The following is a 21,520-nucleotide window of genomic DNA, read 5'->3' on the forward strand; positions in this document are numbered from 1 at the left end:
TAGTCTAGGCTAAATTGCCCTGAAGCACCTTCAGCTTGGCTTTCTTCGGGCTGCGCGCCAGCAGCCATTCGCGCGCTTTGTCCTGCGGCATCGGGAAGGCGATGGAATAGCCCTGCACCTGGTCGCAGCCGATCGCCATCAGCGAATCGAGCTCGGCTTCGGTTTCCGCGCCCTCGGCGACGATCGAAATGCCGAGACCGCGCGCCAGCTCGGTGATGGCGCGCACGATCTTGGTGTTGTCGCCATTCTCGTTGATGTTCTGGACGAAGCGGCGGTCGATCTTCAGCCGGTCGATCTCGTTGGGATTGACATGGCTGAGCGAGGCATAGCCGGTGCCGAAATCGTCGAGCTCAAGATGGACGCCGGCAGCGCGGATGTGGCGCAGCTTCGCCGCGATGCCCGTCTTCTCGTCGTCGAGAATGACGGATTCGACGATTTCCAGCGACAGTTTCTGCGGCGCCAGGCCCGCCTTTTCCAGCGTCGCGAACAGGAAGCGGTCGAAGTCGGGTTCGCGCAGCTCGGTGCCGGACACGTTGACGGCAAGCCGGCCGAAGGCAATGCCGGCGCGATCCCATTCGGCTGCTTGCTCGATCGCCTTGGTAAAGACGATGCGGCCGATCTCGGGCATGAAGCCGCATTTTTCGGCGACCGGAATGAACTCGCCCGGCGCAATCATGCCGCGCTCGGCATGCTTCCAGCGCACCAGCGCCTCGATGCCGCTGATGGCGCCGTTGCTCAGCGACACCTGCGGCTGGAAATAGACTTGGAAGGCGTTCTCCGAAATCGCGACCTTGATGTCGTGCTCGAGCTGCTTGCGGTAGTCTAGCTCGCGCCTGAGTTCCTCGGAGAAGAACGAGAAGCTGCCGCCGCCGAGCTTCTTGGCGGAATAGAGCGCGAGGTCGGCGTGGACGAGCAGATCCTCGGCATTGTCGGCGTCGATGGGATAGACGGCAATGCCGGCGCTGGCCCCTGGAAGGATGGTCGTGCCCTGGAAGGTAATCGGCTCGTTGATCTCCTCCAGGATGCGCCGGGCCAGCATGTTGATGTCCTCGGGGCCGCCGGCGCCATTGAGGATCATCACGAATTCGTCGCCGCCAAGGCGCGCGCAGAGATCCGACGCGCGGCAGGAATCGCGCATGCGCTGCGCGGTGACGACCAGAACATAGTCGCCGGCGGCGTGGCCGAGTGTGTCGTTGATCTGCTTGAACCGGTCGAGGTCGAGCTGGATCACCGCCAGCCTCTCACGCCGGCGATGCGCGCCCTTGATCAGCGTTTCGAAGTGATCGGTCAGGAAGGTGCGGTTGTGCAGGCCGGTCAGCCCGTCATGTACGGCGATGAAGGCCATCGAATTGCGGGCATCGACAAGCTCGTGCGTCTTGCGCAGGATCGCCTTCGACATCGGCCGGAAGATGAAAAGCGCCACCAGGACGATGACGCCGATGGTGGCGTAGAACAAGGTGCGATGGAGATCGAGGAGCTTTTCCGACCGCTCGTCTGCGAATGCGGCGATGCGTTGGCCGAGCGCGGCATAACCCGACAGCGTCGCATTGGCGACGGAAGCATCGAGATTGACGCGCTCGCCGCCGCCCTTGTAGGCGGCATTGCCGGAGAGCTGGGATTCGAAGGACGAGATCAGCCTTTCGCCATTGGCGACCAGCCCGACCGAGAAATAGTCGAGGTGGAACGGCTTGCCGTAGAGCACGCTCTCGATCGACCTTGGGTCGGACAATGCCGGCGACAGCGGGTCGGCTCCCGTCTGTTTGAGGAGCAGGTCGTAGTTCGTCTCGAACTCGGCGGTAGCCTGTTTCAGCGCGGCAACCAGGGCCGGCTGCTTGTCACGCGCGGCGGAGCCGGTTGCGCTGGTCAAAAAGACGATGCGCTGCGACAGCGCCTTCTGGGTGCTGACGATGTCGAGCAGAGTGTGGTTGTGCTGTTGCGCCGCCATCATCTGCTGCAGCAGGATGAAGGAAGCCATCACCATAGCCGCGATGATCAGCAGCGCCAGCCAATAGCCGCTCTTGATCAGCAGGATGAGTTTGCCCGAGACGGTTTGCGCCGGCTGCTGCGACATATTCTAGGTGACCCCTCGGTCGACGGATTTCTGCCACCGATTCGTGGCAAGAACACCATTGCCTTGAAAGGGTTAACAGGTTTGGAAGCCGGCGGAACTGTTGCTTCCGCAGTAAACGAAAGCTGCTGAGATGGTTATCATGTTCTTTCGCGGCACGGCCGTATTCGCGTGCCTGCTACTCCAGCATGCTGGCCATGCGATCGGGTCGCGCCAGGGTTGAGCCCGCCGTGCCACCGAAACGGTCGCTTTTGCGATGGATTTTTAGTGCGCGTAGCGCGACAGTCGCGCCAATCTCAACAGGACCCGATCATGAGCGCGGCATTCCTCTCCCATATCGACAATGCACTGCAAGGTCTGAAATCCGCCGGGCTCTACAAATCCGAGCGGGTGATCACCTCGACCCAGTCGGCTGAGATCGAGGTCGGTGGCGACAAGGTGCTGAATTTCTGCGCCAACAACTATCTCGGCCTCGCCGACAGCGCCGAATTGCGTAACGCAGCCAAAGGCGCGCTGGACCGCTATGGCTACGGCATGGCGTCGGTACGTTTCATCTGCGGCACGCAGGAAGAGCACAAGCAGCTTGAATCAACGATTTCATCTTTCCTCGGCATGGACGACACCATCCTCTACGGCTCCTGCTTCGACGCCAATGGCGGCCTGTTCGAGACACTGCTCGGCGAGGAGGATGCGATCATCTCCGATGCGCTGAACCACGCCTCGATCATCGACGGCGTGCGGCTGTCGAAGGCCAAGCGTTTCCGCTATGCCAACAACGACATGGCCGACCTCGAAGCGCGGCTGAAAGAGGCGAAAGACTGCCGCTTCCGCCTGATCGCCACCGACGGCGTGTTCTCCATGGACGGCATCATCGCCAATCTGAAAGGCGTCTGCGACCTCGCGGAAAAGTACGGCGCCATGGTGATGGTCGACGACAGCCATGCCGTCGGCTTCGTCGGCAAGAACGGCCGCGGCTCGGCCGAGCATTGCGGCGTCGAGGGCAGGGTGGATATCATCACCGGCACGCTCGGCAAGGCGCTGGGCGGCGCCTCGGGCGGCTACACCTCGGGCAAAAGTCAGGTGGTCGACTGGCTGCGCCAGCGCTCGCGGCCCTATCTCTTCTCCAACACGCTGATGCCGGCGATCGCCGGCGCCTCGATCAAGGTGTTCGAGCTGATCCGAAATGGCGACGCCCTGCGCCAGCGCCTCTATGCCAATGCGGCGCGCTTCCGGTCCGAGATGGGCAAGCTCGGCTTCACGTTGGCCGGCGCCGATCACCCGATCATCCCGGTGATGCTGGGCGATGCGAGCCTGGCGCAGGAAATGGCGGCGCGTATGCTGAAGCGCGGCATCTATGTTATCGGCTTTTCCTTCCCGGTGGTGCCGAAAGGCCAGGCGCGCATCCGCACCCAGATGTCGGCGGCGCATTCCACCGCCGACATCGACCGCGCCGTGGCGGCATTCGCGGCGGTCGGCAAGGAACTGGGCGTGATTGGCTGAGAGTTTTACCCTCCTCCTTTGTGGGGAGGGTCGACTTTCGACCGCTTGCGAAGCANCCCACCCGGCCCTTCGGGCCACCCTCCCCACAAGGGGGAGAGTAAGGAGTTGTAGCATGTCGAACATGATGAAGGCGCTGGTGAAGGCCAAGGCCGAGCCGGGTATCTGGATGGAAGAGGTGCCGGTGCCGGAGATCGGCCCCAACGATGTGCTGATCAAGGTCAAGAAGACCGCGATCTGCGGCACTGACGTGCATATCTACAATTGGGATCAGTGGGCACAAAAGACCGTGCCGGTGCCGATGGTGACCGGCCATGAATTCGTCGGCACCGTTGCCGATTTCGGCTCGGCGGTCACCGAATACAAGGTCGGCCAGCGCGTCTCCGGCGAAGGCCACATCGTTTGCGGCCATTGCCGTAACTGCCGCGCGGGCAGGGGCCATCTCTGCCGCAACACGCTCGGCGTCGGCGTCAACCGTCCCGGCGCCTTCGGCGAGTATCTGGCGATCCCGCAGCACAATGTCGTCTCTATCCCCGACGATGTGCCCGACGAGATCGCGGCGATCTTCGATCCGCTCGGCAATGCCGTCCACACCGCCCTGTCCTTCGATCTCGTCGGCGAAGACGTGCTGGTCACCGGAGCCGGACCGATCGGCATCATGGGCGCGCTCGTTGCCCAATGCGTGGGTGCGCGAAAAGTCGTCATCACCGACATCATCCCGGTGCGGCTGGCGCTGGCCAAAAAACTCGGCGTCCAGCATGTCGTCGATGCGTCCAAGGAAAAGCTGCGCGACGTCATGCCGGCGCTCGGCATGACCGAGGGTTTTGACGTCGGCCTCGAAATGTCGGGCGCCGCGCCCGCCTTCCGCGACATGATCGACACGATGAACAATGGCGGCAAGATCGCCATTCTCGGCATCGCGCCGACCGGCTTCGAAATCGATTGGAACAAGGTCATCTTCAAGATGCTTCATCTCAAGGGCATCTACGGCCGCGAGATGTTCGAGACCTGGTACAAGATGATTGCGCTGGTGCAGGGGCCGCTGGATGTATCGGGTCTGATCACGCACCGCATCGGGATTGATGATTTTCAGGTGGGGTTTGATGCGATGAGGAGCGGCAGTTCGGGTAAGGTGGTGATGGATTGGTGAGGCACGTGTGGGTGCAAGATGGCGGAAAATGAGCACGGTCGTATCATTGCCTCGCAGGCAAAGATCGTACTGAAGCCCGCTGGATTTCGACGCAAGGGCCAATCCCGAATCTGGATCGCCGATCGCGGCTTCTGGCTAAGTGTAGTCGAGTTCCAGCCCAGCTCATGGTCCAAAGGCACTTACCTTAATGTAGCAGTCCACTGGCTCTGGGGTTCGCTTCCGGAAACGATTACCTTCGATCGCTTTGAGCGCATTGGACAGTTCGTTCCGTTCGAGAGCCCGCCACAGTTTCTTCTCGCGGTTGATCAAATGGCCAAGAAGGTCGTCGAAATCGATCAGGTTCACCGATCGATGTTCCCTTCCGTCCAAACGACAGCGAAAATCCTCGTGAGTGAATTGCAGCCGGGCGCCTACGGGGAGTGGGCGGCCTTCCACGCCGGGGTGGCGGCTGGTTTGGCCGGTGATTTTGAAACGGCAAGGCGACTGTTTGAAAGCGCTCAAAGACACGCGGCTTCGCAAGCGCAGGCGCTTCTAGCCTACATTGATGATCCGGCGGCATTTCGAAGCCGTGTCAGAGGCTTCATTGAAGCCGAACGCGCCTATTACGGTCTAGGGGCGTTGCCTGCCGCATTCGCGATCTGATTTCAGCGACGGTCGAACTTATGGGAAGATCTCAACCCAAGGTGAGTTTTGCCTCCAGCGCCGCCACCCCATTCACAATCGCCGCCCGCTCTTCCGTACCAAGCCTCGCCAGCAACTGCCGTTCAAAGGCTTTCGCCAGCGGCACCATCTCGCGATAGGCGGCCAGTCCCGCCTTGGTCAGCGCCAAATGCTCCACACGCCGATCATTCTCGTCCGGCGTGCGCGTCAGCCAGCGCCGCCGCTCAAGCTCCGCCACCGCCCGCGAAACCTTGGTCTTGTGCATGGCCGACTGCTCGCCGAGCGCCGTCGCGGTCATCGTGCCGCGCTGTCCGAGCCCAGAGAGTGTGCGCCATTCCGGCCGCGTCAGACCGTGACGGTCGCGGTAGATTTTTGAAAATTCTCGGCTGACAGCGTCGGCCAGCCGGTAAAGCCGGTAGGGCAGGAAATTTTCGAGTTCGAGGGTTTCCATATGCGCACCGTGGATGCGGCATCAGCCGTTGATAGTTACATTTTCGATGGTTACAAATGAAACCAGTTTGGTCAACATCGCCGGCAGGCCGCGCTTCGCGGCGGTCGGGATCAGGGAGGATCGGATGGAATTTTCCTATATGCCGGGCTTCGGCAATGATTTTGAGACCGAAACGCTGCCCGGCTCGCTGCCGCAAGGGCGCAACTCCCCGCAGCGGCCGGCTTACGGACTTTATGCCGAGCAGCTCTCGGGCTCGCCCTTCACCGCCCCGCGCGGCACCAATGAGCGCTCCTGGCTCTACCGCATCCGGCCGAGCGTCAAACACACCGGCCGCTTCAAGGCGGCGAGCTATCCCCTGTGGAAGACCGCTCCCAATGTCGGCGACCACGAGCTGGCGCTCGGCCAGTACCGCTGGAACCCGGTGCCGATGCCGAAGGAGCCGACCGATTTCATTCAAGGGATGCGCACCATCACCACCGCCGGCGACGTGCTGGGCCAAAGCGGCATGGCGGCGCATGTCTATGTCGCCAACCGCTCGATGGTCGACGACCATTTCTTCAACGCCGACGGCGAGTTGCTGATTGTCCCCCAGGTCGGTGCCTTGCGCTTTGTCACCGAGATGGGCGTCATCGAGCTTCGGCCCGGCGAGATCGCCGTGCTGCCGCGCGGTCTGGTGTTCAAGGTCGAGCTCGCCGACAAGGAAGTGCGCGGCTATGTCTGCGAGAATTACGGCGCCAAGCTGACGCTGCCCGACCGCGGCCCGATTGGCGCCAACTGCCTGGCCAACCCACGCGACTTCAAGACGCCCAGCGCCTGGTTCGAGGAGAAGGAGACGCCGTGCCGGCTGACGGTGAAATGGTGCGGCAATTTCAACGTCACCGAGATCGGCCATTCGCCGCTCGACGTCGTCGCCTGGCACGGCAACTATGCGCCCTACAAATATGATCTGGCGACGTTTTCGCCGGTCGGCGCCATCCTGTTCGACCATCCCGATCCGTCGATCTTCACCGTGCTGACGGCGCCGAGCGGCGAGGAGGGCACCGCCAATATCGACTTCGTCATCTTCCCGCCGCGCTGGCTGGTGGCGGAAGACACGTTCCGGCCGCCCTGGTACCACCGCAACATCATGAGCGAGTTCATGGGCCTGATCCATGGCCAGTACGACGCCAAGGAAGAAGGCTTCGTGCCCGGCGGCATCAGCCTGCACAATCTGATGCTGGCCCACGGCCCCGACGCACCTGGCTTCGAAAAGGCCTCGCGCTCGGAGCTGAAACCGGTCAAGCTCGACAACACGATGGCCTTCATGTTCGAGACCCGATTCCCGCAAATGCTGACCCGCTACGGCGCCGAGCTTGAAACAAGGCAGGACAATTACATTGACTGCTGGACCGACCTGAAGAAGCGCTTCAACGGCACGCCGGAGGGCGACTGGTCTTGAGATCAGCTCGATGAGCGACCGGCTGGTGCTTCTCGGCTCGAAGGGCGGCCCTGCGCTGCGGCCGGGCGGGCCGTGGCCGAGTTCGTCGCTGCTGGAACTGGGCGGGCGGACCATCGTCGTCGATTGCGGGCTGGGTGTCACGCGTGGCCTGGTCGATGCCGGCGTCAGCCTGAAGGCGCTCGACCTAATCTTCGTCACCCATCTGCATTCCGATCATGTGCTGGAACTGGGGGCGCTGCTCCACACCGCCTGGACCGCCGGTCTGGCCAATCCGGTGACGTTGTTCGGACCGCCCGGCACCGGGCATTACTGGCGGCGCTTCTGCCAGGCGATGGAGTTCGACATCGAGATCCGAATCGTCGACGAAGGCAGGCCGGACATCCGCGAACTGGTTTCGATCGTTGAATTCGGCGAAGGCCAGGTTTTCGCACAACGCGGCCTGAAGGTCTCGGCACTGCGCGTCGACCATCCACCGGTAACCGACTGTTTCGCGCTGCGGTTCGAGCAAGGCGGTAAAAGCGTCGTCTTCTCATCCGACACCGCCTTCTTCCCGCCGCTCGCCGGCTTCGCCAAAAATGCCGACATCCTCGTCCATGAAGCCATGCTGGACGAGGGCATCGAGAGGCTGGTCGCCAGGACCGGCAACGGGGCGCGGCTGAAGGAGCATCTGCTCGCCAGCCACTCATTTGCCGAGGAAGCCGGCCGCATCGCCACCGATGCCGGGGTGAAGAGGCTGGTGCTCAACCACCTTATTCCGGCCGATGATCCCGAGATCGGCGGGGCCGACTGGGAGGTTGCTGTCAGGAAATCGTGGGTAGGTGACTTGACGATTGCCCGCGACGGCTTTGTTGTGGGGCTGGAGGCAAAGACGTGACGGATGAACAACACTGGGAGGATCTGCGGGCATCCGAGGCGCGGTCCTCGGAAAGCCTTCGATTGCTTCTCGACGATGTTCAGGATTTGCAGTCTTTCATCGGGTTCATCGACGGTCTGAGGCGAGATAGCGAGGATGCGGACCGCAAAGAAGCATTGAAACCGGCGGGACCCTATTCTTCAGGTTGGAATGGATGGGAAAACGGCTCGATCAGCGCCTTTCTCGAGCGGGCTGTCGCTTGGACTGAAGACAATCAGGGTGGCGATCCGGCATTCCTGGCTGATGAAAATCCTTGGAAGGCCGCTGCGAGAATTATCTACGCCGGCAAATATTACGAATAACCATTGGGAGGATGCATGAAGCTTGCCACATTGAAGGACGGGACGCGCGACGGAAAACTCGTCGTCGTCTCGCGCGACCTGACGCGCTTCACCGACGCCTCGTTCCTGGCGCGCACGCTGCAGGCCGCGCTCGACGACTGGCAACGGATTTCGCCGCATCTGGCGACCATCGCCGAATCGCTGGAGAACAATGCGGTGCCGTCGGCACGCTTCCATGAGCATGATGCCCATTCGCCGCTGCCACGCGCCTATCAATGGGCCGATGGTTCGGCCTACGTGAACCATGTCGAACTGGTGCGCAAAGCCCGCGGCGCCGAGATGCCGGCAAGCTTCTGGACCGATCCGCTGATCTATCAGGGTGGCTCGGATTCCTTTACCGCGCCGCGCGAGCCGATCCGCGCGGCGGACGAAGCCTTCGGCATCGACATGGAGGCGGAGGTCGCCGTCGTCGTCGACGATGTGCCGATGGGCGCCAGCCTCGACCAGGCGCGCGCTGCGATCCGGCTGGTCATGCTGGTCAATGATGTGACGCTGCGCGCGCTCACCGGACCCGAACTCGCCAAGGGGTTTGGCTTCTTCCAGTCGAAGCCGTCCTCGGCTTTTTCGCCGGTGGCGGTGACGCCGGACGAACTCGGCGACGCCTGGGATGGCGGCAAGGTCAACCTGCCTCTGCTCGCCGACGTCAACGGCAAGCCGTTCGGCCGTGCCAATGCCGGCGTCGACATGACCTTCGACTTCCCGGCGCTGATTGCCCATGCCGCAAAGACACGGCCGCTGGTTGCCGGCACCATCATCGGCTCCGGCACCGTCTCCAACAAGCTGGATGGCGGGCCGGGCAAACCGGTGGCGGCCGGCGGCGCCGGCTATTCCTGCATCGCTGAACTGCGCATGATCGAGACCATTGAGTCTGGCGAGCCCAAGACGCCGTTCCTGCGCTTTGGCGATACAGTGCGTATCGAGATGAAGAATAAAAGCGGAAACTCGATCTTCGGCGCCATCGAGCAGAAGGTCGAGAAGTCCCAGGCATAAGAGGGGGCAATGCAATGACGGGCGAGGCGTTCTACCTGCTGGCCGGCGTCTGGGCGTTGGCCATTCTGGTGGTCTTCATCCAGGCGATCCGGCTGAGCTACCGCATCGAGGCGCGCTCGCCCGATCTGACCAACCGCAGCGGCTACCCGCGCAAGGCGATGATGTTCCACACCATCACCAACACCAATGTGGCGCGGGACGAGGAGACGCAGGCGACGCGGCGGCGCATGAACCGGCTTTTGCTGATTGTTGTCGCCGGCTTCGCGGTGATGGCGGCAGGCTTGTATCTGATGCGATCGACGGGAGCGTGAATGGCAGATGGCCTATACCGCTTCTTATCTTTGGTTTCTTGGGCTTTGCAGCGTCGCAACCGGCTGGCTTTTGATTTCGCAATTCGGCTCTGCCGGCAGGTCGAGGATCGGTCTGAAAGGCTGCGTAATTTCAGCAGCGAGGCGCGCCTGCCGAGGCTTGTGTACGTCGCTTTGAACCGGGAAGTCGCAAGCGATGCAGGAACGCAAGAACTGCGCCGCGGTATGAACGTTCGTCTTCTGGGGATAGCTGCCATACTCGTCATTCTGAAGTTGGTGGACTTGGTCGGTTGGCCAAGCGCATAACATGGATATTCTCACCCACTTCAGCCGCATGGCCGGCAACAATCTCTGGTCGAACGACCGGCTCTATCGCGCCGTGCTGCAGCTAAAGCCCGGCGAATTCGAAGCCGAGCGCACAAGCTTCTTCCCGTCGATCAAGGCGACGCTCAACCACATCCTCGCGGTCGATCATCTCTATCTCGATTTTCTCGAAGAAGGCGGCGTCGGTGCGGCCGCTTATGACGACTGCGTGCCGTTCGATGTGCCGCAGGCGCTGTTTGCCGCCCAGGTCGCAGCAGATCGACGCCTAATCGCCTTTTGCGAGAAGCTGTCGGAGGCGGATCTCGACCGTCAGGTCATCACGGACCGGCGCGAGGACGGCATGATCCCCGAAAAGATCGGCGACATTCTCGCCCATGTCTTCCTGCACGACATCCATCATCGCGGCCAGGTGCACGCGATGCTCTCCGGCACGTCAGTCGCGCCGCCGCAACTGGACGAGTTTTTGCTCGATTATGATTTGAAGGTGAGGAAGGAAGAGGTCGAGCGGTTGGGCCTCTGACCTTTATCTGGTGTACTCGTTCCATTCAGGGCCGAGTTTGTCGAAATCGTCAGAAATCCAAATCTTGCCCTTCAGGGCACCTATGCGCGACAACAAGTCTTCTCGAACTGGTGGCACGAGCCGCGCCGCGATCTTGCCGTGACGAGTGATGACTATCTCCTCGCCGGCCTCCGCGCGGCCGACGAGTTCCGTTAGTTTGGCCTTTGCTTCGGTTATGGAGACGTTCACGGTTCACGCCGCCTTGCCATCGACCTTGATCACGCCGCGCTTGATCTGGTCCTGCTCGATCGACTCGAACAGCGCGCGGAAATTGCCTTCGCCAAAACCTTCGTCGCCCTTCCTCTGGATGAATTCGAAGAAGATCGGGCCGATCACGGTTTTGGAGAATATCTGCAGCAGGATCTTGGTCATGCCGCCGTCGACCACGCCTTCGCCGTCGATCAGGATGCCGTGCTTCTTCATCCGCTCGATCGGCTCGTCATGCCCGTTCACCCTGTTGTACGACATGTCGTAGTAGGTCTCCGGCGGACCGGGCATGAACTTCAGCCCGTTGTCGGCAAGCTTGTCGGTGGCGGCGTAGATGTCGTCGGTGCCGACAGCGATATGCTGGATGCCTTCGCCATTGTACTTCTTCAGATACTCGGCGATCTGGCTGGTGTCGTCCTTGGACTCGTTCAGCGGGATACGGATCTTGCCGCAGGGCGAGGTGATGGCGCGGCTGACGAGGCCGGTGATCTTGCCGTCGATGTCGAAGAAATGGATCTGCTTGAAGCCGAACAATTCGCGATAAAAGTCCCACCATTTGTCCATCTGGCCGCGATAGACATTGTGGGTGAGGTGGTCGAGGAAATAGAAGCCGACGCCTTGCGGCCGCGGGTCGCGTTCGCCCAGCCACTCGAACTCGGCATCATAGGCCGAGCCCTTCTTGCCATAGGCTTCGATGAAATAGAGCAGCGAGCCGCCAATGCCGACAATGGCCGGCACGTCGAGCGCCTTGTCGTTGCCGTCGTAGGGCGTGGCGCCTTTCGATACCGCATGCTCGAACGCATGCTTTGCATCGACCACGCGCCAAGCCATCGAGGCGGCGCAGGGGCCGTGCTTGTCGACGAATTTCATCGCATGCGAGCCGGGCTCGGCATTGACGACATAGTTGATGTCGCCCTGGCGCCAGACGGTGATGTCTTTCCTGCGGTGCTTGGCCACCGCGATATAGCCCATGCGGGTGAACAGTTCGGCGAGCTTCTGCGGCTCCGCGTGCGCGAACTCCACGAACTCGAAACCGTCGGTGCCGGCGGGGTTTTCCTTGCTGATCTTGGCGGGCGGGGCGTCGTGCGGGAAGGGACCCATGGCATTCCTCCAAACGGATGGTGGCCGCATCGGACCACGAGATGACGCATGATAGTGCGAAGCGACCGCACGGTGCTTGCATTCAAACGCTTGAAATGATCATCTGGTGCGTAATTCATGCATGATTGGAGGTGAATCGATGAATGACGCGCGCATCGATCAATTTGACCGCAAGATAATGGCTCTCTTGCAGGGCGACGCGCGGCTCACCAATAACGATCTCTCGGAGCGCGTGAACCTGTCGGCATCGCAATGCTCGCGCCGCCGCCAACGGCTGGAGGAAGACGGCTTCATCAAGGGCTATCGCGCCGTGCTCGACCGCGACAAGCTTGGATTCTCGCTGGTCAATGTCATCTCGGTGACGCTCGCCACCCACAACCGCGACAATGCCAGGCGCTTTGGCGAACTGCTGGCCCGGCTGCCGGAGGTGCAGGAGGCGCACGCGTTGACCGGCGAGATGGATTACATCCTGAAAGTGGTGACACCCGATCTCAAATCATTGTCGGAGTTCGTCAACGGCGTGCTGCTGCCACATGAATCGGTTCAGCATGTAAAGACAGCGATCGTGCTGGAGACGTTGAAGGAAACCGGCGCGCTGCCGATTTGAGTGGATATGATATCGGCACTTCGATACCGTTCATTTGCATTTGGAAAGTTCAGGCTGTGGGGAAGATGGTCAGTTTTCAGCTCGTCGCTATTGTTCTCTTTGGTGTTGGACTAGTGCTGTACACAATAGGTAGTTTTATCTATTTCGCGCGCCATCCCAAGGGCTTCGACGCAATGTTCCAAATTCCCTTTTACATCAATCCCTTCCGGTCACCTCCGGCATCTCCACTTGGAGGCTTCGTACGAGGCATATTCACAGATCCGAAATCCCGCTGGTGGTGCATTATCGGCGTTCCGATCGGTCTTGTGGGCTTTGTCTTGCTCGTTGCCAACACTGTCCCACTTGGTCAGATTGCCATGACCACCGCCGTTTTCGCTATCTTCTTTGGCGTGCGCGAACTGATGGCCAGAAGACGCCGCTGATTCCCCAGGTCAGCCCTTGGACTGCTGGATCAGCCCGTAGAGATTGGTGCAGCGCGCGCCGGAGCGGCAATAGGCAAACACCGGGCCTTCGAGCGCGTCGAGCGCTTCGGCCTGATCTTCGACATTCTCGGCCGTGATCTGGCCGCTGATCACCGGGATGTAACGGAAGGCCAGCCCCGCGGCTTCGACCGCCGCCTTGACGCTGTCGGCCGAAGGCTGGTCGGGCTGCTCGTCATCCGGCCGGTTGCAGATCACGCTCTTGAAACCGGCTTCCTTGATGGCGGCGGCATCTTCGGGCTGGATCTGGCCCGAGACCGAATAGTCCTCGCTGATTTCGCGATATTCCATGGCTCTCATCCTCCAATCTGGTTTGGCGCAAAGTCTTGCCACTCTCACACGAGATCGGCAATCCGCGCCGGAAAGAAATCCCTCGGCGCAGATAGACATTTGGGGCCCAAGATCCAACCCAGGCTCAAGAGGTTTCGCGCTGTTGGCCTTGCCCGAAGCGGGCAGCGACTCTAAACAGGCGCACCGACAAACGAAGGAACCATCCCATGAGCATTCGTCGCATCGATGTTGGCCCGCGCATGAGCCAGATCGTCATCCACGGCAACACCGTCTATCTCGCCGGCCAGGTCGGAACGCCCGGCGCCAGCGTTGGCGAACAGACCAGGTCGATCCTCGCATCTATCGACGAACTGCTGGCCAAGGCCGGCACCGACAAGACCAAGATCCTGCAGGCGATCATCTGGCTGGCCGATATGGGCACCTTCGCCGAGATGAACAAGGAATGGGACAAGTGGGTCCCGCAAGGCAACACGCCCGCCCGCGCCACGGGTGAGGCCAAGCTTGCAGGGCCGGAATATGTGGTCGAGATTATCGTGACGGCTGCGATTTAAAGTGCAGCCTTCTACCTCCCCCTTGTGGGGAGGTCGGACCGAAGGTCCGGGCGGGGGGCTGGCGCCGACCCCCACCCCGCTGCTTCGCAGCGACCCTCCCCACAAGGGGGAGGGTAAAGGAGCTACCCCTGCGAAGGCCTGAACCGCGCCACCAGCGTGTGGCTCTCCGCGGCATAAGTGAACCTCACCTGCGTCACCGGGTGCTCGGCGCTCCAGGTTCGGCGCTCGACCACCAGGCAGGGCGCGCCGGTTGCGATGTCGAGCGCTTCGGCAATATGTCTGTCGGCCGCGACCGCGCGGATACGGTGCTCTGCCTCGCTCCATGGCACGCGGCCGATCAGCCAAGGGCCGGGGGCGATGTCGAGAAACTCCTCCTCGGCGGCTTCCGCGACGGCGGCGAGATTGATCAGCCGCTGTTCGTGCGCGAATGGCCGCTTGCCGGCGAAATGCCGGCATTCAAGCGCCAGCACCTGTCCGGCTGCGTCCAGTTCCAGCAAGGCGCGATCCTCGGCGCTGCTGCGCCTTTTCTGCCGCGCCAAGCGCTCGTAACGATAAGCCAGGCCAAGCGACTCAACCTCGATCCTGATGTCGTGGATTTCCAGCACCGCGGCCTGCGACTGCGGCTGGCGGACAAAGCTGCCCGAACGGCGGCGGCGCTCTATCAGCCCGGCCTTGGCCAGTTGCGACAGCGCCTTGTTCACTGTCATGCGCGAGCAATTGTATTCGGCCGTCAACTCGTGCTCGAACGGGATGCGGTGACCCGGCGCCCAGGCGCCGGACATTATTTTCTCGCTGATGTCGGACAGGATGCGCTGGTGCAGCGAACCGCCGCCTTCCACCGCCGCTGTCTCTGATATGCTCATGCCGAAAGCGCCGTCATCACATGGCGAAAGCGCTCGGCGATCGTCTCACGCGCTGCATGCCGGCCGCCGCTGACTTGTTTTTTTCCGTGCACCCAGACGCAATCGACCTTGCCGCCATTGGCAAAGATCCAGGCGTCGAGGATCGCATCGCCACTTTTTCCGGCCAGCGAAGGATGGTTTTCGTCGAGGGAGACGAAATCAGCCGCGGCGCCGGCGGCGATCCGCGACGGGCCGGCGCCGAGTGCGGTGCTGCCGCCATCGAGGGCGGCGTCGAACAGAGCCCGCCCGGTCGAGCCGCCGGCCACCGCCAGCACATTGCGGGCGCGGTGTGCGAGGCGCTGCGAATATTCGAGCTGGCGCAATTCATCCGGCAGGCCGATCAGCACGTTGGAATCCGAGCCGACGCCGAAGCGGCCGCCATGTTCGATGAACAGAGGTGCTGAAAAGGTGCCGTCGCCGAGATTGGCCTCGGTGATCGGGCAAAGCCCGGCAATGGCGCCGCTTCTGGCCATGCCGGTTGTCTCAGCCTCGGTCATGTGGGTGGCGTGGATCAGGCACCAACGCTTGTCGATCCCGGCATTGGCGAGCAGCCATTCGACCGGTCGCGCACCCGACCACGCCAGGCAATCCTCGACCTCCTTCACCTGCTCGGCGACGTGGATGTGGATCGGTCCGTCCGGCGCAATGGCGGCAACAGCGCTGAGTTCCTCCGGCGTCGCGGCGCGCAGGCTGTGCGGGGCGACGCCGACGACAGCCTGATTCAACGCACGAACCGATTCGCGGCTTTTCTCAAGCAAGCGTTCGAACCGATTCACATCGTTGATGAATCGCCGCTGGCCTTCGTTGGGCGCAGCGCCGCCGAAGGAAGAATGGGCATAAAACACCGGCAGCAGCGTCAGGCCGATACCGGTCTCGCCAGCCGCAGCGGCAATGCGCTCGGCCATCTCGGCAAGGTTGGCGTAGGGTTTTCCGTCACGATCGTGATGGAGATAGTGGAACTCGCCAACGCGTGAGAACCCGGCCTCCAGCATTTCGACATAAAGCTGGGCGGCGACCGCCTCGACCTGATCCGGCGTCATCGACAGCGCGAAGCGGTACATCACCTCGCGCCAGCTCCAGAAGCTGTCGGCGGAGGGACCGCGCAGTTCGGCAAGCCCGGCCATGCCGCGCTGGAAGGCGTGGCTGTGCAGGTTCGGCATGCCGGGGACCAGAATGGCGTGGCGTTCGTCACCGCTCCGCGGCGACGTGCCGACTTCGACGGTTGCGATGCGACCGTCCGTGACGACGATCCGCACCTTGTCATGCCAGCCATCGGTCAGCAGCGCCTGTTCCGCAAAGATCGCCGTCACGTTTTTCTCCGAATTCCATAAACAATGCACTTGCAGCGCGTTTCAATATGTATATACATAATCGCCATCCAAGCAACGGAAAAAGATGATGGCGGCACAAGACAAAAGCCGGGCAGGGGGCCTTCAGCTTTGGCGTGATGCGCGCCTGGCAACCATGGCCGAAGGCGTTGCCGGACTTGGCATCGTCGAAAAGGGCGCGATCGTCGCCCGTGACGGCGTCATCGTCTATGCCGGTCCGGAAGCCGAGATGCCGTCAGCGTTGGCTCAGGGCAGCGAGACTACCGATTGCGAAGGCCGCTGGATTACGCCCGGCCTGATCGACTGCCACACCCATCTCATCCATGCCGGCAACCGTGCCAACGAGTTCGAGATGGGGCTGGCCGGCGCCAGCTATGAGGAAGTCGCCCGTGCCGGCGGCGGCATCGTCTCCTCGGTCAAATCCCTGCGTGCCGCGAGCGAAGACGAACTGGTTGCGCAGACTCTCCCGCGCCTTGATGCGCTGATGGCCGAGGGCGTCACCACGGTAGAGGTAAAGTCGGGTTACGGGCTCGATCTCGGAAATGAACGGAAGTCGCTTCGCGCCGCGCGGCAACTGGACAAGCAACGCCCGGTCACGGTCCGCACCACCTTCCTCGGCGCGCATGCGCTGCCGCCGGAAGCAAAAGGCGACAAGGACGCTTTTGTCGATCTCGTCGCCAACACCATCCTCCCCGCAATCGCCGCCGAGGGCCTGGCTGACGCCGTAGACGGCTTTTGCGAGGGCATTGCCTTTTCGCCGGAACAGATTGCCCGCGTCTTCGACAAGGCCAAGGCGCTTGGCCTGCCGGTCAAACTCCACGCCGACCAGCTGTCCAATTTGCATGGCGCCGAACTCGCCGCCCGTTATGGTGCGCTGTCGGCAGACCATCTCGAATACACCGATGAAGCAGGTGCCGCAGCCATGGCCAAGGCCGGCACCGTGGCGACGATCCTACCCGGCGCCTACTATTTCATCCGCGAAACCAGGAAGCCGCCGATCGGCCTGTTTCGCCAGCACGGCGTCAAGATGGCGGTCGCCACCGACAACAATCCCGGGACGTCGCCGCTGACCTCGCTGTTGCTGACCATGAACATGGCCGCGACGCTTTTCGGCCTGACCGTCGAGGAATGCCTGGCCGGCACCACTCGCGAGGCTGCCCGCGCGCTGGGATTGCTCGGCCAGACCGGCACGCTGGAGGCAGGAAAATCCGCCGACCTGGCGATCTGGGACATCGAGCGTCCGGCCGAACTCGTCTACCGCATGGGCTTCAACCCGCTCCATGCCCGCATCTGGAGAGGACAATGACCGAACTTAACCTGAAGCCCGGCAATGCGACGCTGGCCGACTGGCGCGCTATCTATCGCGGCGCCGTGCCGAAGCTCGACGCCTCCTGCCGGCCAAAAATCAAGGCCAGCGCCGAGGCAGTTGCCCGCATCGTCGCCAAGGGCGAGCCGGTCTATGGTATCAATACCGGCTTCGGCAAACTGGCCAGCGTCCGCATTCCGGCCGAGGATCTAGAGGCCTTGCAGCGCAACATCGTTTTGTCGCATGCCGCCGGCGTCGGCGAGCCGATGCCGGTCGCTGTGGTTCGGTTGATGATGGCGCTGAAGCTCGCCAGCCTGGCGCAGGGCGCGTCGGGCGTGCGGCCGCAAACGATCGAGTTGCTGGAAGCGATGCTGGCCAACGACGTCATCCCCGTCGTGCCGGCGCAAGGCTCGGTTGGCGCCTCCGGCGATCTCGCGCCGCTGTCGCACATGACGGCAGTGATGATCGGCGTTGGCGAATGCTTTACCCCGCATGGCCGCTTCCCGGCCAAGGTCGCTTTCGTCTCGCACGGCCTGGAGCCGGTGACGCTTGGCGCCAAGGAAGGCCTGGCGCTGCTCAACGGCACGCAGTTCTCCACCGCCTATGCGTTGGCCGCTCTCTTCGAGGCCGAAGTGCTTTACCAGTCGGCGCTGGTCGCCGGCGCGCTGTCGACCGACGCCGCCAAGGGTTCGGACGCGCCCTTCGATCCGCGCATCCATCTCCTCAGAAAACACCCGGGCCAGATCGAGACGGCGGAAGCGCTGCGCAACCTGATGGCAGGCAGCGCCATTCGTGAATCGCACCGCGTCGGCGACGAGCGCGTGCAGGATCCGTACTGCCTGCGCTGCCAGCCGCAGGTGATGGGCGCCGCGCTCAGTGTGCTGCGTCAGGCCGCCGACACGCTTGGCACCGAGGCCAATGGCGTCACTGACAATCCGCTGATTTTCGCCGAGGACGACACAGCGCTCTCCGGCGGCAATTTCCACGCCGAGCCGGTGGCTTTCGCTGCCGACATGATCGCGCTTGCCGTCTGCGAGATCGGCTCGCTGTCGGAGCGCCGCATCGCCATGCTGGTAGACCCCGCGCTGTCCGGCATGCCGGCCTTCCTGACGCCGAAGCCCGGCCTGAACTCCGGCTTCATGATCCCGCAGGTGACGGCGGCGGCACTCGTTTCCGAAAACAAGCAGAAGGCCTATCCGGCAAGTGTCGATTCCATCCCGACCTCGGCCAACCAGGAAGACCATGTATCGATGGCCGCACACGGCGCTCGCCGGCTGATCGGCATGGTCGAGAATGCGACAGCCGTCATCGGCATCGAACTCCTGGCCGCCGCGCAGGGCTGCGATTTCCATGCACCGCTGGCGTCGAGCGCGGCCCTTGAAGCCGTGCGCAAACTGGTCCGCGCAGAAGTGCCGCATCTCGACAACGACCGACATTTCCATCCCGATATGGAAAAGGCCATCGCCATGGTGCGCAGCGGCGCTGCCATCAAGGCTGCCGGCGCAGTGACACTGCCTTCGATCTCGGGAGTCTGACATGACCGACTGGCTGACAGTGACGGAAGGCACGGCACCCCTGTTGGTGTCCATCCCGCACACGGGTATCGATCTCGCCGGCATCGACAATCGGCTGGTCTCGCCCTGGCTCGGCCGCCGCGATTGCGACTGGTGGATCGACAATCTCTACGATTTTGCCGCCGGCCTTGGCGCGACTGTCGTGCACACGTCGATCTCGCGCACCGTCATCGACGTCAACCGCGATCCTTCCGGCGCCTCGCTCTATCCCGGGCAGACGACAACGACGCTATGCCCGACCGAGACCTTCGACGGCGATCCGCTGTATCTGCCCGGCGCGGAACCGACGCCGTCGGAGATGGACCAGCGCCGCATAGCGTATTTCGTGCCTTACCATGAAATGCTGGCGGCCCAGGCCGTCAGGCTGCGCGGCCTGCATGAGAAGGTCGTCATTTACGATTGCCACTCGATCCGGTCGGTGCTGCCGCGCCTGTTCTACGGCACGCTGCCGGTATTCAATCTCGGCACCAATGACGGCCAGACCGCGGATCCTACGCTGCAGGCGCTGGTTGGTCAGATCATGGCCGAGAGCGGTGAAAGCAATGTCATCAACGGTCGTTTCAAGGGCGGCTGGATCACCCGCTATTTCGGCAATCCGCAAGGCGGCTACCATGCGCTGCAGATGGAACTTGCCGATCGCGGCTATTTGCGCGAGCCCGAGGGCAAGGGCGAACCGGACAATTGGCCGGTGCCTTATGATGCCGAGTTCGCCGCGCCGATGCGCGCCACACTGACGAAAATCCTCCAATCCGCCATTGACTGGGCCGGGCGATGAGACGCCACCTTACTCCAAAGGGACAATGATGAACAATCCTCGCCACAACATCCGCGAAGTGCGCGCGCCCCGCGGCGACAAGCTCAACGCCAAATACTGGACGACCGAAGCGCCGCTGCGCATGCTGATGAACAACCTCGATCCCGATGTCGCCGAAAACCCCAATGAGCTCGTCGTCTATGGCGGCATCGGCCGGGCCGCGCGGACCTGGAACGATTTCGACAGCATCGTCGCCTCGTTGAAGACCCTCAATGAAGACGAGACGCTGCTGGTCCAGTCCGGCAAGCCGGTCGGCGTCTTCCGGACGCACACCGATGCGCCGCGCGTGCTGATCGCCAACTCCAACATCGTGCCGCATTGGGCGACCTGGGATAAATTCAACGAGCTCGATAAAAAAGGCCTGATGATGTACGGCCAGATGACGGCCGGCTCCTGGATCTATATCGGCACGCAAGGCATCGTGCAGGGCACCTACGAGACCTTCGTCGAGGCCGGCCGCCAGCACTACAATGGCAACCTTACGGGCAAATGGATCCTGACCGGCGGCCTCGGCGGCATGGGCGGCGCCCAGCCGCTTGCCGCCGTCATGGCCGGCGCCTGCTGCCTCGCCATCGAATGCAATCCGGACTCGATCGATTTCCGGCTGCGCACCCGCTATGTCGACGAGAAGGCCGAGACGCTCGACGAAGCGATGGAAATGATCGAGCGCTGGACCAAGGCCGGCGAGGCGAAGTCGGTCGGCCTGCTCGGCAATGCGGCCGACATCGTGCCGGAAATGTTTAAGCGGGGCATCCGCCCCGACATGGTCACCGACCAGACCTCGGCGCATGACCCGATTAACGGCTATCTGCCCAAGGGCTGGACGATGGCTGAGTGGCGCGAGAAGCGCGTCTCCGATCCCAAGGCTGTCGAGAAGGCCGCCCGCGCCTCAATGCGCGAGCATGTCGAGGCGATGGTCGCGTTCTGGAATGCCGGCGTGCCGACGCTCGACTATGGCAACAACATCCGCCAGGTCGCCAAGGACGAAGGCTTCGAGAACGCCTTTGCCTTCCCGGGTTTCGTGCCGGCCTATATAAGGCCGCTGTTCTGCCGTGGCATCGGCCCGTTCCGCTGGGCTGCTCTTTCGGGCGATCCCGAGGATATCTACAAGACGGACGCCAAGGTGCGCGAACTCACCCCCGGCAACACCCATCTGCACAACTGGCTGGACATGGCACGTGAGCGCATCGCCTTCCAGGGCCTGCCGGCGCGCATCTGCTGGGTCGGCCTCGGCGACCGCCACAGGCTGGGCCTCGCCTTCAACGAAATGGTGGCCAGGGGCGAACTGAAGGCGCCCGTCGTCATCGGCCGCGATCACCTCGATTCCGGCTCGGTCGCTTCGCCGAACCGCGAGACGGAAGCGATGAAGGACGGCTCCGACGCCGTCTCCGACTGGCCGCTGCTCAATGCGTTGCTCAACACCGCGTCGGGCGCAACATGGGTGTCGCTGCATCATGGCGGTGGCGTCGGCATGGGCTTCTCGCAGCATGCCGGTATGGTCATCGTCGCCGACGGCACGCCGGACGCAGCAAGGCGCTTGGAGCGCGTGTTGTGGAACGATCCGGCGACAGGCGTCATGCGCCACGCCGATGCCGGCTACGACATCGCCATCGAGTGCGCGAAGGAGCACCAGCTCAATCTGCCCGGTATTTTAGGCTGAT

Annotated in this window: 24 protein-coding genes; 17 read left to right on the forward strand and 7 right to left on the reverse strand. The window is 62.6% G+C overall.

The annotated features are described in order from the left end of the window. Nucleotides 1–4 precede the first annotated feature (4 nt). The gene (locus X757_RS163920) at nt 5–2,071 is read right to left on the reverse strand and encodes a bifunctional diguanylate cyclase/phosphodiesterase (RefSeq protein WP_023724848.1); all 2,067 of its coding nucleotides are present in this window, start codon (nt 2,069–2,071) and stop codon (nt 5–7) included. Nucleotides 2,072–2,380: 309 nt separating this feature from the next. On the opposite strand from X757_RS163920, the gene X757_RS163915 reads away from it, so the two are divergent. The 3 genes from X757_RS163915 (at nt 2,381) to X757_RS163905 (ending at nt 5,357) form a co-directional block, all read left to right on the forward strand. After that, nucleotides 2,381–3,568 (forward strand): glycine C-acetyltransferase, encoded by a 1,188-nt coding sequence (locus tag X757_RS163915; RefSeq protein ID WP_023724849.1) that lies wholly within the window; start codon nt 2,381–2,383, stop codon nt 3,566–3,568. Nucleotides 3,569–3,680: 112 nt separating this feature from the next. Next, entirely contained in the window at nt 3,681–4,715 is a 1,035-nt protein-coding gene (tdh, locus tag X757_RS163910; protein WP_023724850.1) for an L-threonine 3-dehydrogenase, read from the forward strand. A gap of 18 nt (nt 4,716–4,733) precedes the next feature. Then, nucleotides 4,734–5,357, forward strand: a complete 624-nt coding sequence (locus X757_RS163905) for a DUF4304 domain-containing protein (protein WP_023724851.1) — start codon at nt 4,734–4,736, stop codon at nt 5,355–5,357. Between the two features lie 31 nt (nt 5,358–5,388). Here X757_RS163905 and X757_RS163900 read toward each other — a convergent pair whose 3' ends face one another. Then, a complete protein-coding gene (locus X757_RS163900) occupies nt 5,389–5,826 on the reverse strand; it encodes a MarR family winged helix-turn-helix transcriptional regulator (RefSeq protein WP_023724852.1) in 438 nt (145 codons plus the stop codon). Between the two features lie 124 nt (nt 5,827–5,950). Between X757_RS163900 and hmgA the strand changes: the two genes are divergently transcribed. Genes hmgA through X757_RS163865 form a run of 7 tightly spaced genes read left to right on the forward strand, consistent with a single transcriptional unit; the run spans nt 5,951 to nt 10,660 of the window. Further along, entirely contained in the window at nt 5,951–7,264 is a 1,314-nt protein-coding gene (gene hmgA / locus X757_RS163895; protein ID WP_023724853.1) for a homogentisate 1,2-dioxygenase, read from the forward strand. Nucleotides 7,265–7,274: 10 nt separating this feature from the next. Further along, a complete protein-coding gene (locus X757_RS163890) occupies nt 7,275–8,138 on the forward strand; it encodes an MBL fold metallo-hydrolase (RefSeq protein ID WP_023724854.1) in 864 nt (287 codons plus the stop codon). Beyond that, nucleotides 8,135–8,479, forward strand: a complete 345-nt coding sequence (locus tag X757_RS163885) for a hypothetical protein (protein WP_023713593.1) — start codon at nt 8,135–8,137, stop codon at nt 8,477–8,479. Before X757_RS163890 ends, X757_RS163885 begins: the two co-directional genes overlap by 4 nt. Nucleotides 8,480–8,494: 15 nt before the next feature. Then, on the forward strand, nt 8,495–9,508 hold the full coding sequence (locus X757_RS163880) for a fumarylacetoacetate hydrolase family protein (protein ID WP_023724855.1): 1,014 nt from the start codon (nt 8,495–8,497) through the stop codon (nt 9,506–9,508). 14 nt (nt 9,509–9,522) lie between these two features. Further along, complete coding sequence (locus tag X757_RS163875) at nt 9,523–9,819, forward strand: hypothetical protein (protein ID WP_023724856.1); 297 nt, start codon at nt 9,523–9,525, stop codon at nt 9,817–9,819. After that, entirely contained in the window at nt 9,820–10,122 is a 303-nt protein-coding gene (locus tag X757_RS163870) for a hypothetical protein (protein ID WP_023724857.1), read from the forward strand. 1 nt (nt 10,123) lies between these two features. After that, the gene (locus X757_RS163865; protein ID WP_023724858.1) at nt 10,124–10,660 is read left to right on the forward strand and encodes a DinB family protein; all 537 of its coding nucleotides are present in this window, start codon (nt 10,124–10,126) and stop codon (nt 10,658–10,660) included. A gap of 3 nt (nt 10,661–10,663) precedes the next feature. On the opposite strand, the gene X757_RS163860 is transcribed toward X757_RS163865, so the two are convergent. Together X757_RS163860 and hppD are read right to left on the reverse strand one after the other, a co-directional pair. After that, nucleotides 10,664–10,888, reverse strand: a complete 225-nt coding sequence (locus X757_RS163860; protein ID WP_023724859.1) for a type II toxin-antitoxin system Phd/YefM family antitoxin — start codon at nt 10,886–10,888, stop codon at nt 10,664–10,666. 3 nt (nt 10,889–10,891) lie between these two features. Continuing rightward, nucleotides 10,892–12,007, reverse strand: a complete 1,116-nt coding sequence (gene hppD, locus X757_RS163855) for a 4-hydroxyphenylpyruvate dioxygenase (protein ID WP_023724860.1) — start codon at nt 12,005–12,007, stop codon at nt 10,892–10,894. 139 nt (nt 12,008–12,146) lie between these two features. Between hppD and X757_RS163850 the strand changes: the two genes are divergently transcribed. Both X757_RS163850 and X757_RS163845 read left to right on the forward strand, forming a co-directional pair. After that, entirely contained in the window at nt 12,147–12,614 is a 468-nt protein-coding gene (locus tag X757_RS163850; protein WP_023694411.1) for an Lrp/AsnC family transcriptional regulator, read from the forward strand. A gap of 65 nt (nt 12,615–12,679) precedes the next feature. Next, nucleotides 12,680–13,036 (forward strand): hypothetical protein, encoded by a 357-nt coding sequence (locus tag X757_RS163845; RefSeq protein ID WP_031250958.1) that lies wholly within the window; start codon nt 12,680–12,682, stop codon nt 13,034–13,036. Between the two features lie 9 nt (nt 13,037–13,045). Here the strand turns inward: X757_RS163845 and X757_RS163840 are convergent, their stop codons facing one another. Beyond that, on the reverse strand, nt 13,046–13,384 hold the full coding sequence (locus tag X757_RS163840) for a TIGR01244 family sulfur transferase (protein ID WP_023672907.1): 339 nt from the start codon (nt 13,382–13,384) through the stop codon (nt 13,046–13,048). A gap of 206 nt (nt 13,385–13,590) precedes the next feature. Between X757_RS163840 and X757_RS163835 the strand changes: the two genes are divergently transcribed. Next, on the forward strand, nt 13,591–13,935 hold the full coding sequence (locus X757_RS163835; protein WP_023682919.1) for a RidA family protein: 345 nt from the start codon (nt 13,591–13,593) through the stop codon (nt 13,933–13,935). 122 nt (nt 13,936–14,057) lie between these two features. On the opposite strand, the gene hutC is transcribed toward X757_RS163835, so the two are convergent. Both hutC and X757_RS163825 read right to left on the reverse strand, forming a co-directional pair. Further along, nucleotides 14,058–14,798, reverse strand: a complete 741-nt coding sequence (gene hutC, locus X757_RS163830; RefSeq protein ID WP_023724862.1) for a histidine utilization repressor — start codon at nt 14,796–14,798, stop codon at nt 14,058–14,060. After that, a complete protein-coding gene (locus tag X757_RS163825) occupies nt 14,795–16,147 on the reverse strand; it encodes a formimidoylglutamate deiminase (protein WP_023724863.1) in 1,353 nt (450 codons plus the stop codon). Before X757_RS163825 ends, hutC begins: the two co-directional genes overlap by 4 nt. Before the next feature lie 88 nt (nt 16,148–16,235). On the opposite strand from X757_RS163825, the gene hutI reads away from it, so the two are divergent. The 4 genes from hutI to hutU are packed head-to-tail and all read left to right on the forward strand — an operon-like array spanning nt 16,236 to nt 21,519. Then, on the forward strand, nt 16,236–17,471 hold the full coding sequence (hutI, locus tag X757_RS163820) for an imidazolonepropionase (protein WP_023724864.1): 1,236 nt from the start codon (nt 16,236–16,238) through the stop codon (nt 17,469–17,471). Continuing rightward, on the forward strand, nt 17,468–19,006 hold the full coding sequence (gene hutH, locus X757_RS163815; RefSeq protein ID WP_023724865.1) for a histidine ammonia-lyase: 1,539 nt from the start codon (nt 17,468–17,470) through the stop codon (nt 19,004–19,006). The genes hutI and hutH overlap by 4 nt, the downstream gene beginning before the upstream one ends. Before the next feature lies 1 nt (nt 19,007). Next, nucleotides 19,008–19,820, forward strand: a complete 813-nt coding sequence (gene hutG, locus X757_RS163810) for an N-formylglutamate deformylase (RefSeq protein WP_023724866.1) — start codon at nt 19,008–19,010, stop codon at nt 19,818–19,820. Nucleotides 19,821–19,845: 25 nt separating this feature from the next. Next, complete coding sequence (hutU, locus tag X757_RS163805; RefSeq protein WP_023702298.1) at nt 19,846–21,519, forward strand: urocanate hydratase; 1,674 nt, start codon at nt 19,846–19,848, stop codon at nt 21,517–21,519. Nucleotide 21,520 lies beyond the last annotated feature (1 nt).

Origin of the sequence: Mesorhizobium sp. LSHC412B00 (genome assembly GCF_000503035.1) — a bacterium.
GTDB lineage: Bacteria > Pseudomonadota > Alphaproteobacteria > Rhizobiales > Rhizobiaceae > Mesorhizobium.

What these genes read in the sequence shown, in the direction of transcription:
- X757_RS163920 (WP_023724848.1), bottom strand. Translation starts at nt 2,071, where the DNA reads ATGTCGCAGCAGCCGGCGCAAACCGTCTCGGGCAAACTCATCCTGCTG.
- X757_RS163915 (WP_023724849.1), top strand. Translation starts at nt 2,381, where the DNA reads ATGAGCGCGGCATTCCTCTCCCATATCGACAATGCACTGCAAGGTCTG.
- tdh (WP_023724850.1), top strand. Translation starts at nt 3,681, where the DNA reads ATGTCGAACATGATGAAGGCGCTGGTGAAGGCCAAGGCCGAGCCGGGT.
- X757_RS163905 (WP_023724851.1), top strand. Translation starts at nt 4,734, where the DNA reads ATGGCGGAAAATGAGCACGGTCGTATCATTGCCTCGCAGGCAAAGATC.
- X757_RS163900 (WP_023724852.1), bottom strand. Translation starts at nt 5,826, where the DNA reads ATGGAAACCCTCGAACTCGAAAATTTCCTGCCCTACCGGCTTTACCGG.
- hmgA (WP_023724853.1), top strand. Translation starts at nt 5,951, where the DNA reads ATGGAATTTTCCTATATGCCGGGCTTCGGCAATGATTTTGAGACCGAA.
- X757_RS163890 (WP_023724854.1), top strand. Translation starts at nt 7,275, where the DNA reads ATGAGCGACCGGCTGGTGCTTCTCGGCTCGAAGGGCGGCCCTGCGCTG.
- X757_RS163880 (WP_023724855.1), top strand. Translation starts at nt 8,495, where the DNA reads ATGAAGCTTGCCACATTGAAGGACGGGACGCGCGACGGAAAACTCGTC.
- X757_RS163875 (WP_023724856.1), top strand. Translation starts at nt 9,523, where the DNA reads ATGACGGGCGAGGCGTTCTACCTGCTGGCCGGCGTCTGGGCGTTGGCC.
- X757_RS163870 (WP_023724857.1), top strand. Translation starts at nt 9,820, where the DNA reads ATGGCAGATGGCCTATACCGCTTCTTATCTTTGGTTTCTTGGGCTTTG.
- X757_RS163865 (WP_023724858.1), top strand. Translation starts at nt 10,124, where the DNA reads ATGGATATTCTCACCCACTTCAGCCGCATGGCCGGCAACAATCTCTGG.
- hppD (WP_023724860.1), bottom strand. Translation starts at nt 12,007, where the DNA reads ATGGGTCCCTTCCCGCACGACGCCCCGCCCGCCAAGATCAGCAAGGAA.
- X757_RS163850 (WP_023694411.1), top strand. Translation starts at nt 12,147, where the DNA reads ATGAATGACGCGCGCATCGATCAATTTGACCGCAAGATAATGGCTCTC.
- X757_RS163845 (WP_031250958.1), top strand. Translation starts at nt 12,680, where the DNA reads ATGGTCAGTTTTCAGCTCGTCGCTATTGTTCTCTTTGGTGTTGGACTA.
- X757_RS163840 (WP_023672907.1), bottom strand. Translation starts at nt 13,384, where the DNA reads ATGGAATATCGCGAAATCAGCGAGGACTATTCGGTCTCGGGCCAGATC.
- X757_RS163835 (WP_023682919.1), top strand. Translation starts at nt 13,591, where the DNA reads ATGAGCATTCGTCGCATCGATGTTGGCCCGCGCATGAGCCAGATCGTC.
- hutC (WP_023724862.1), bottom strand. Translation starts at nt 14,798, where the DNA reads ATGAGCATATCAGAGACAGCGGCGGTGGAAGGCGGCGGTTCGCTGCAC.
- hutI (WP_023724864.1), top strand. Translation starts at nt 16,236, where the DNA reads ATGGCGGCACAAGACAAAAGCCGGGCAGGGGGCCTTCAGCTTTGGCGT.
- hutH (WP_023724865.1), top strand. Translation starts at nt 17,468, where the DNA reads ATGACCGAACTTAACCTGAAGCCCGGCAATGCGACGCTGGCCGACTGG.
- hutG (WP_023724866.1), top strand. Translation starts at nt 19,008, where the DNA reads ATGACCGACTGGCTGACAGTGACGGAAGGCACGGCACCCCTGTTGGTG.
- hutU (WP_023702298.1), top strand. Translation starts at nt 19,846, where the DNA reads ATGATGAACAATCCTCGCCACAACATCCGCGAAGTGCGCGCGCCCCGC.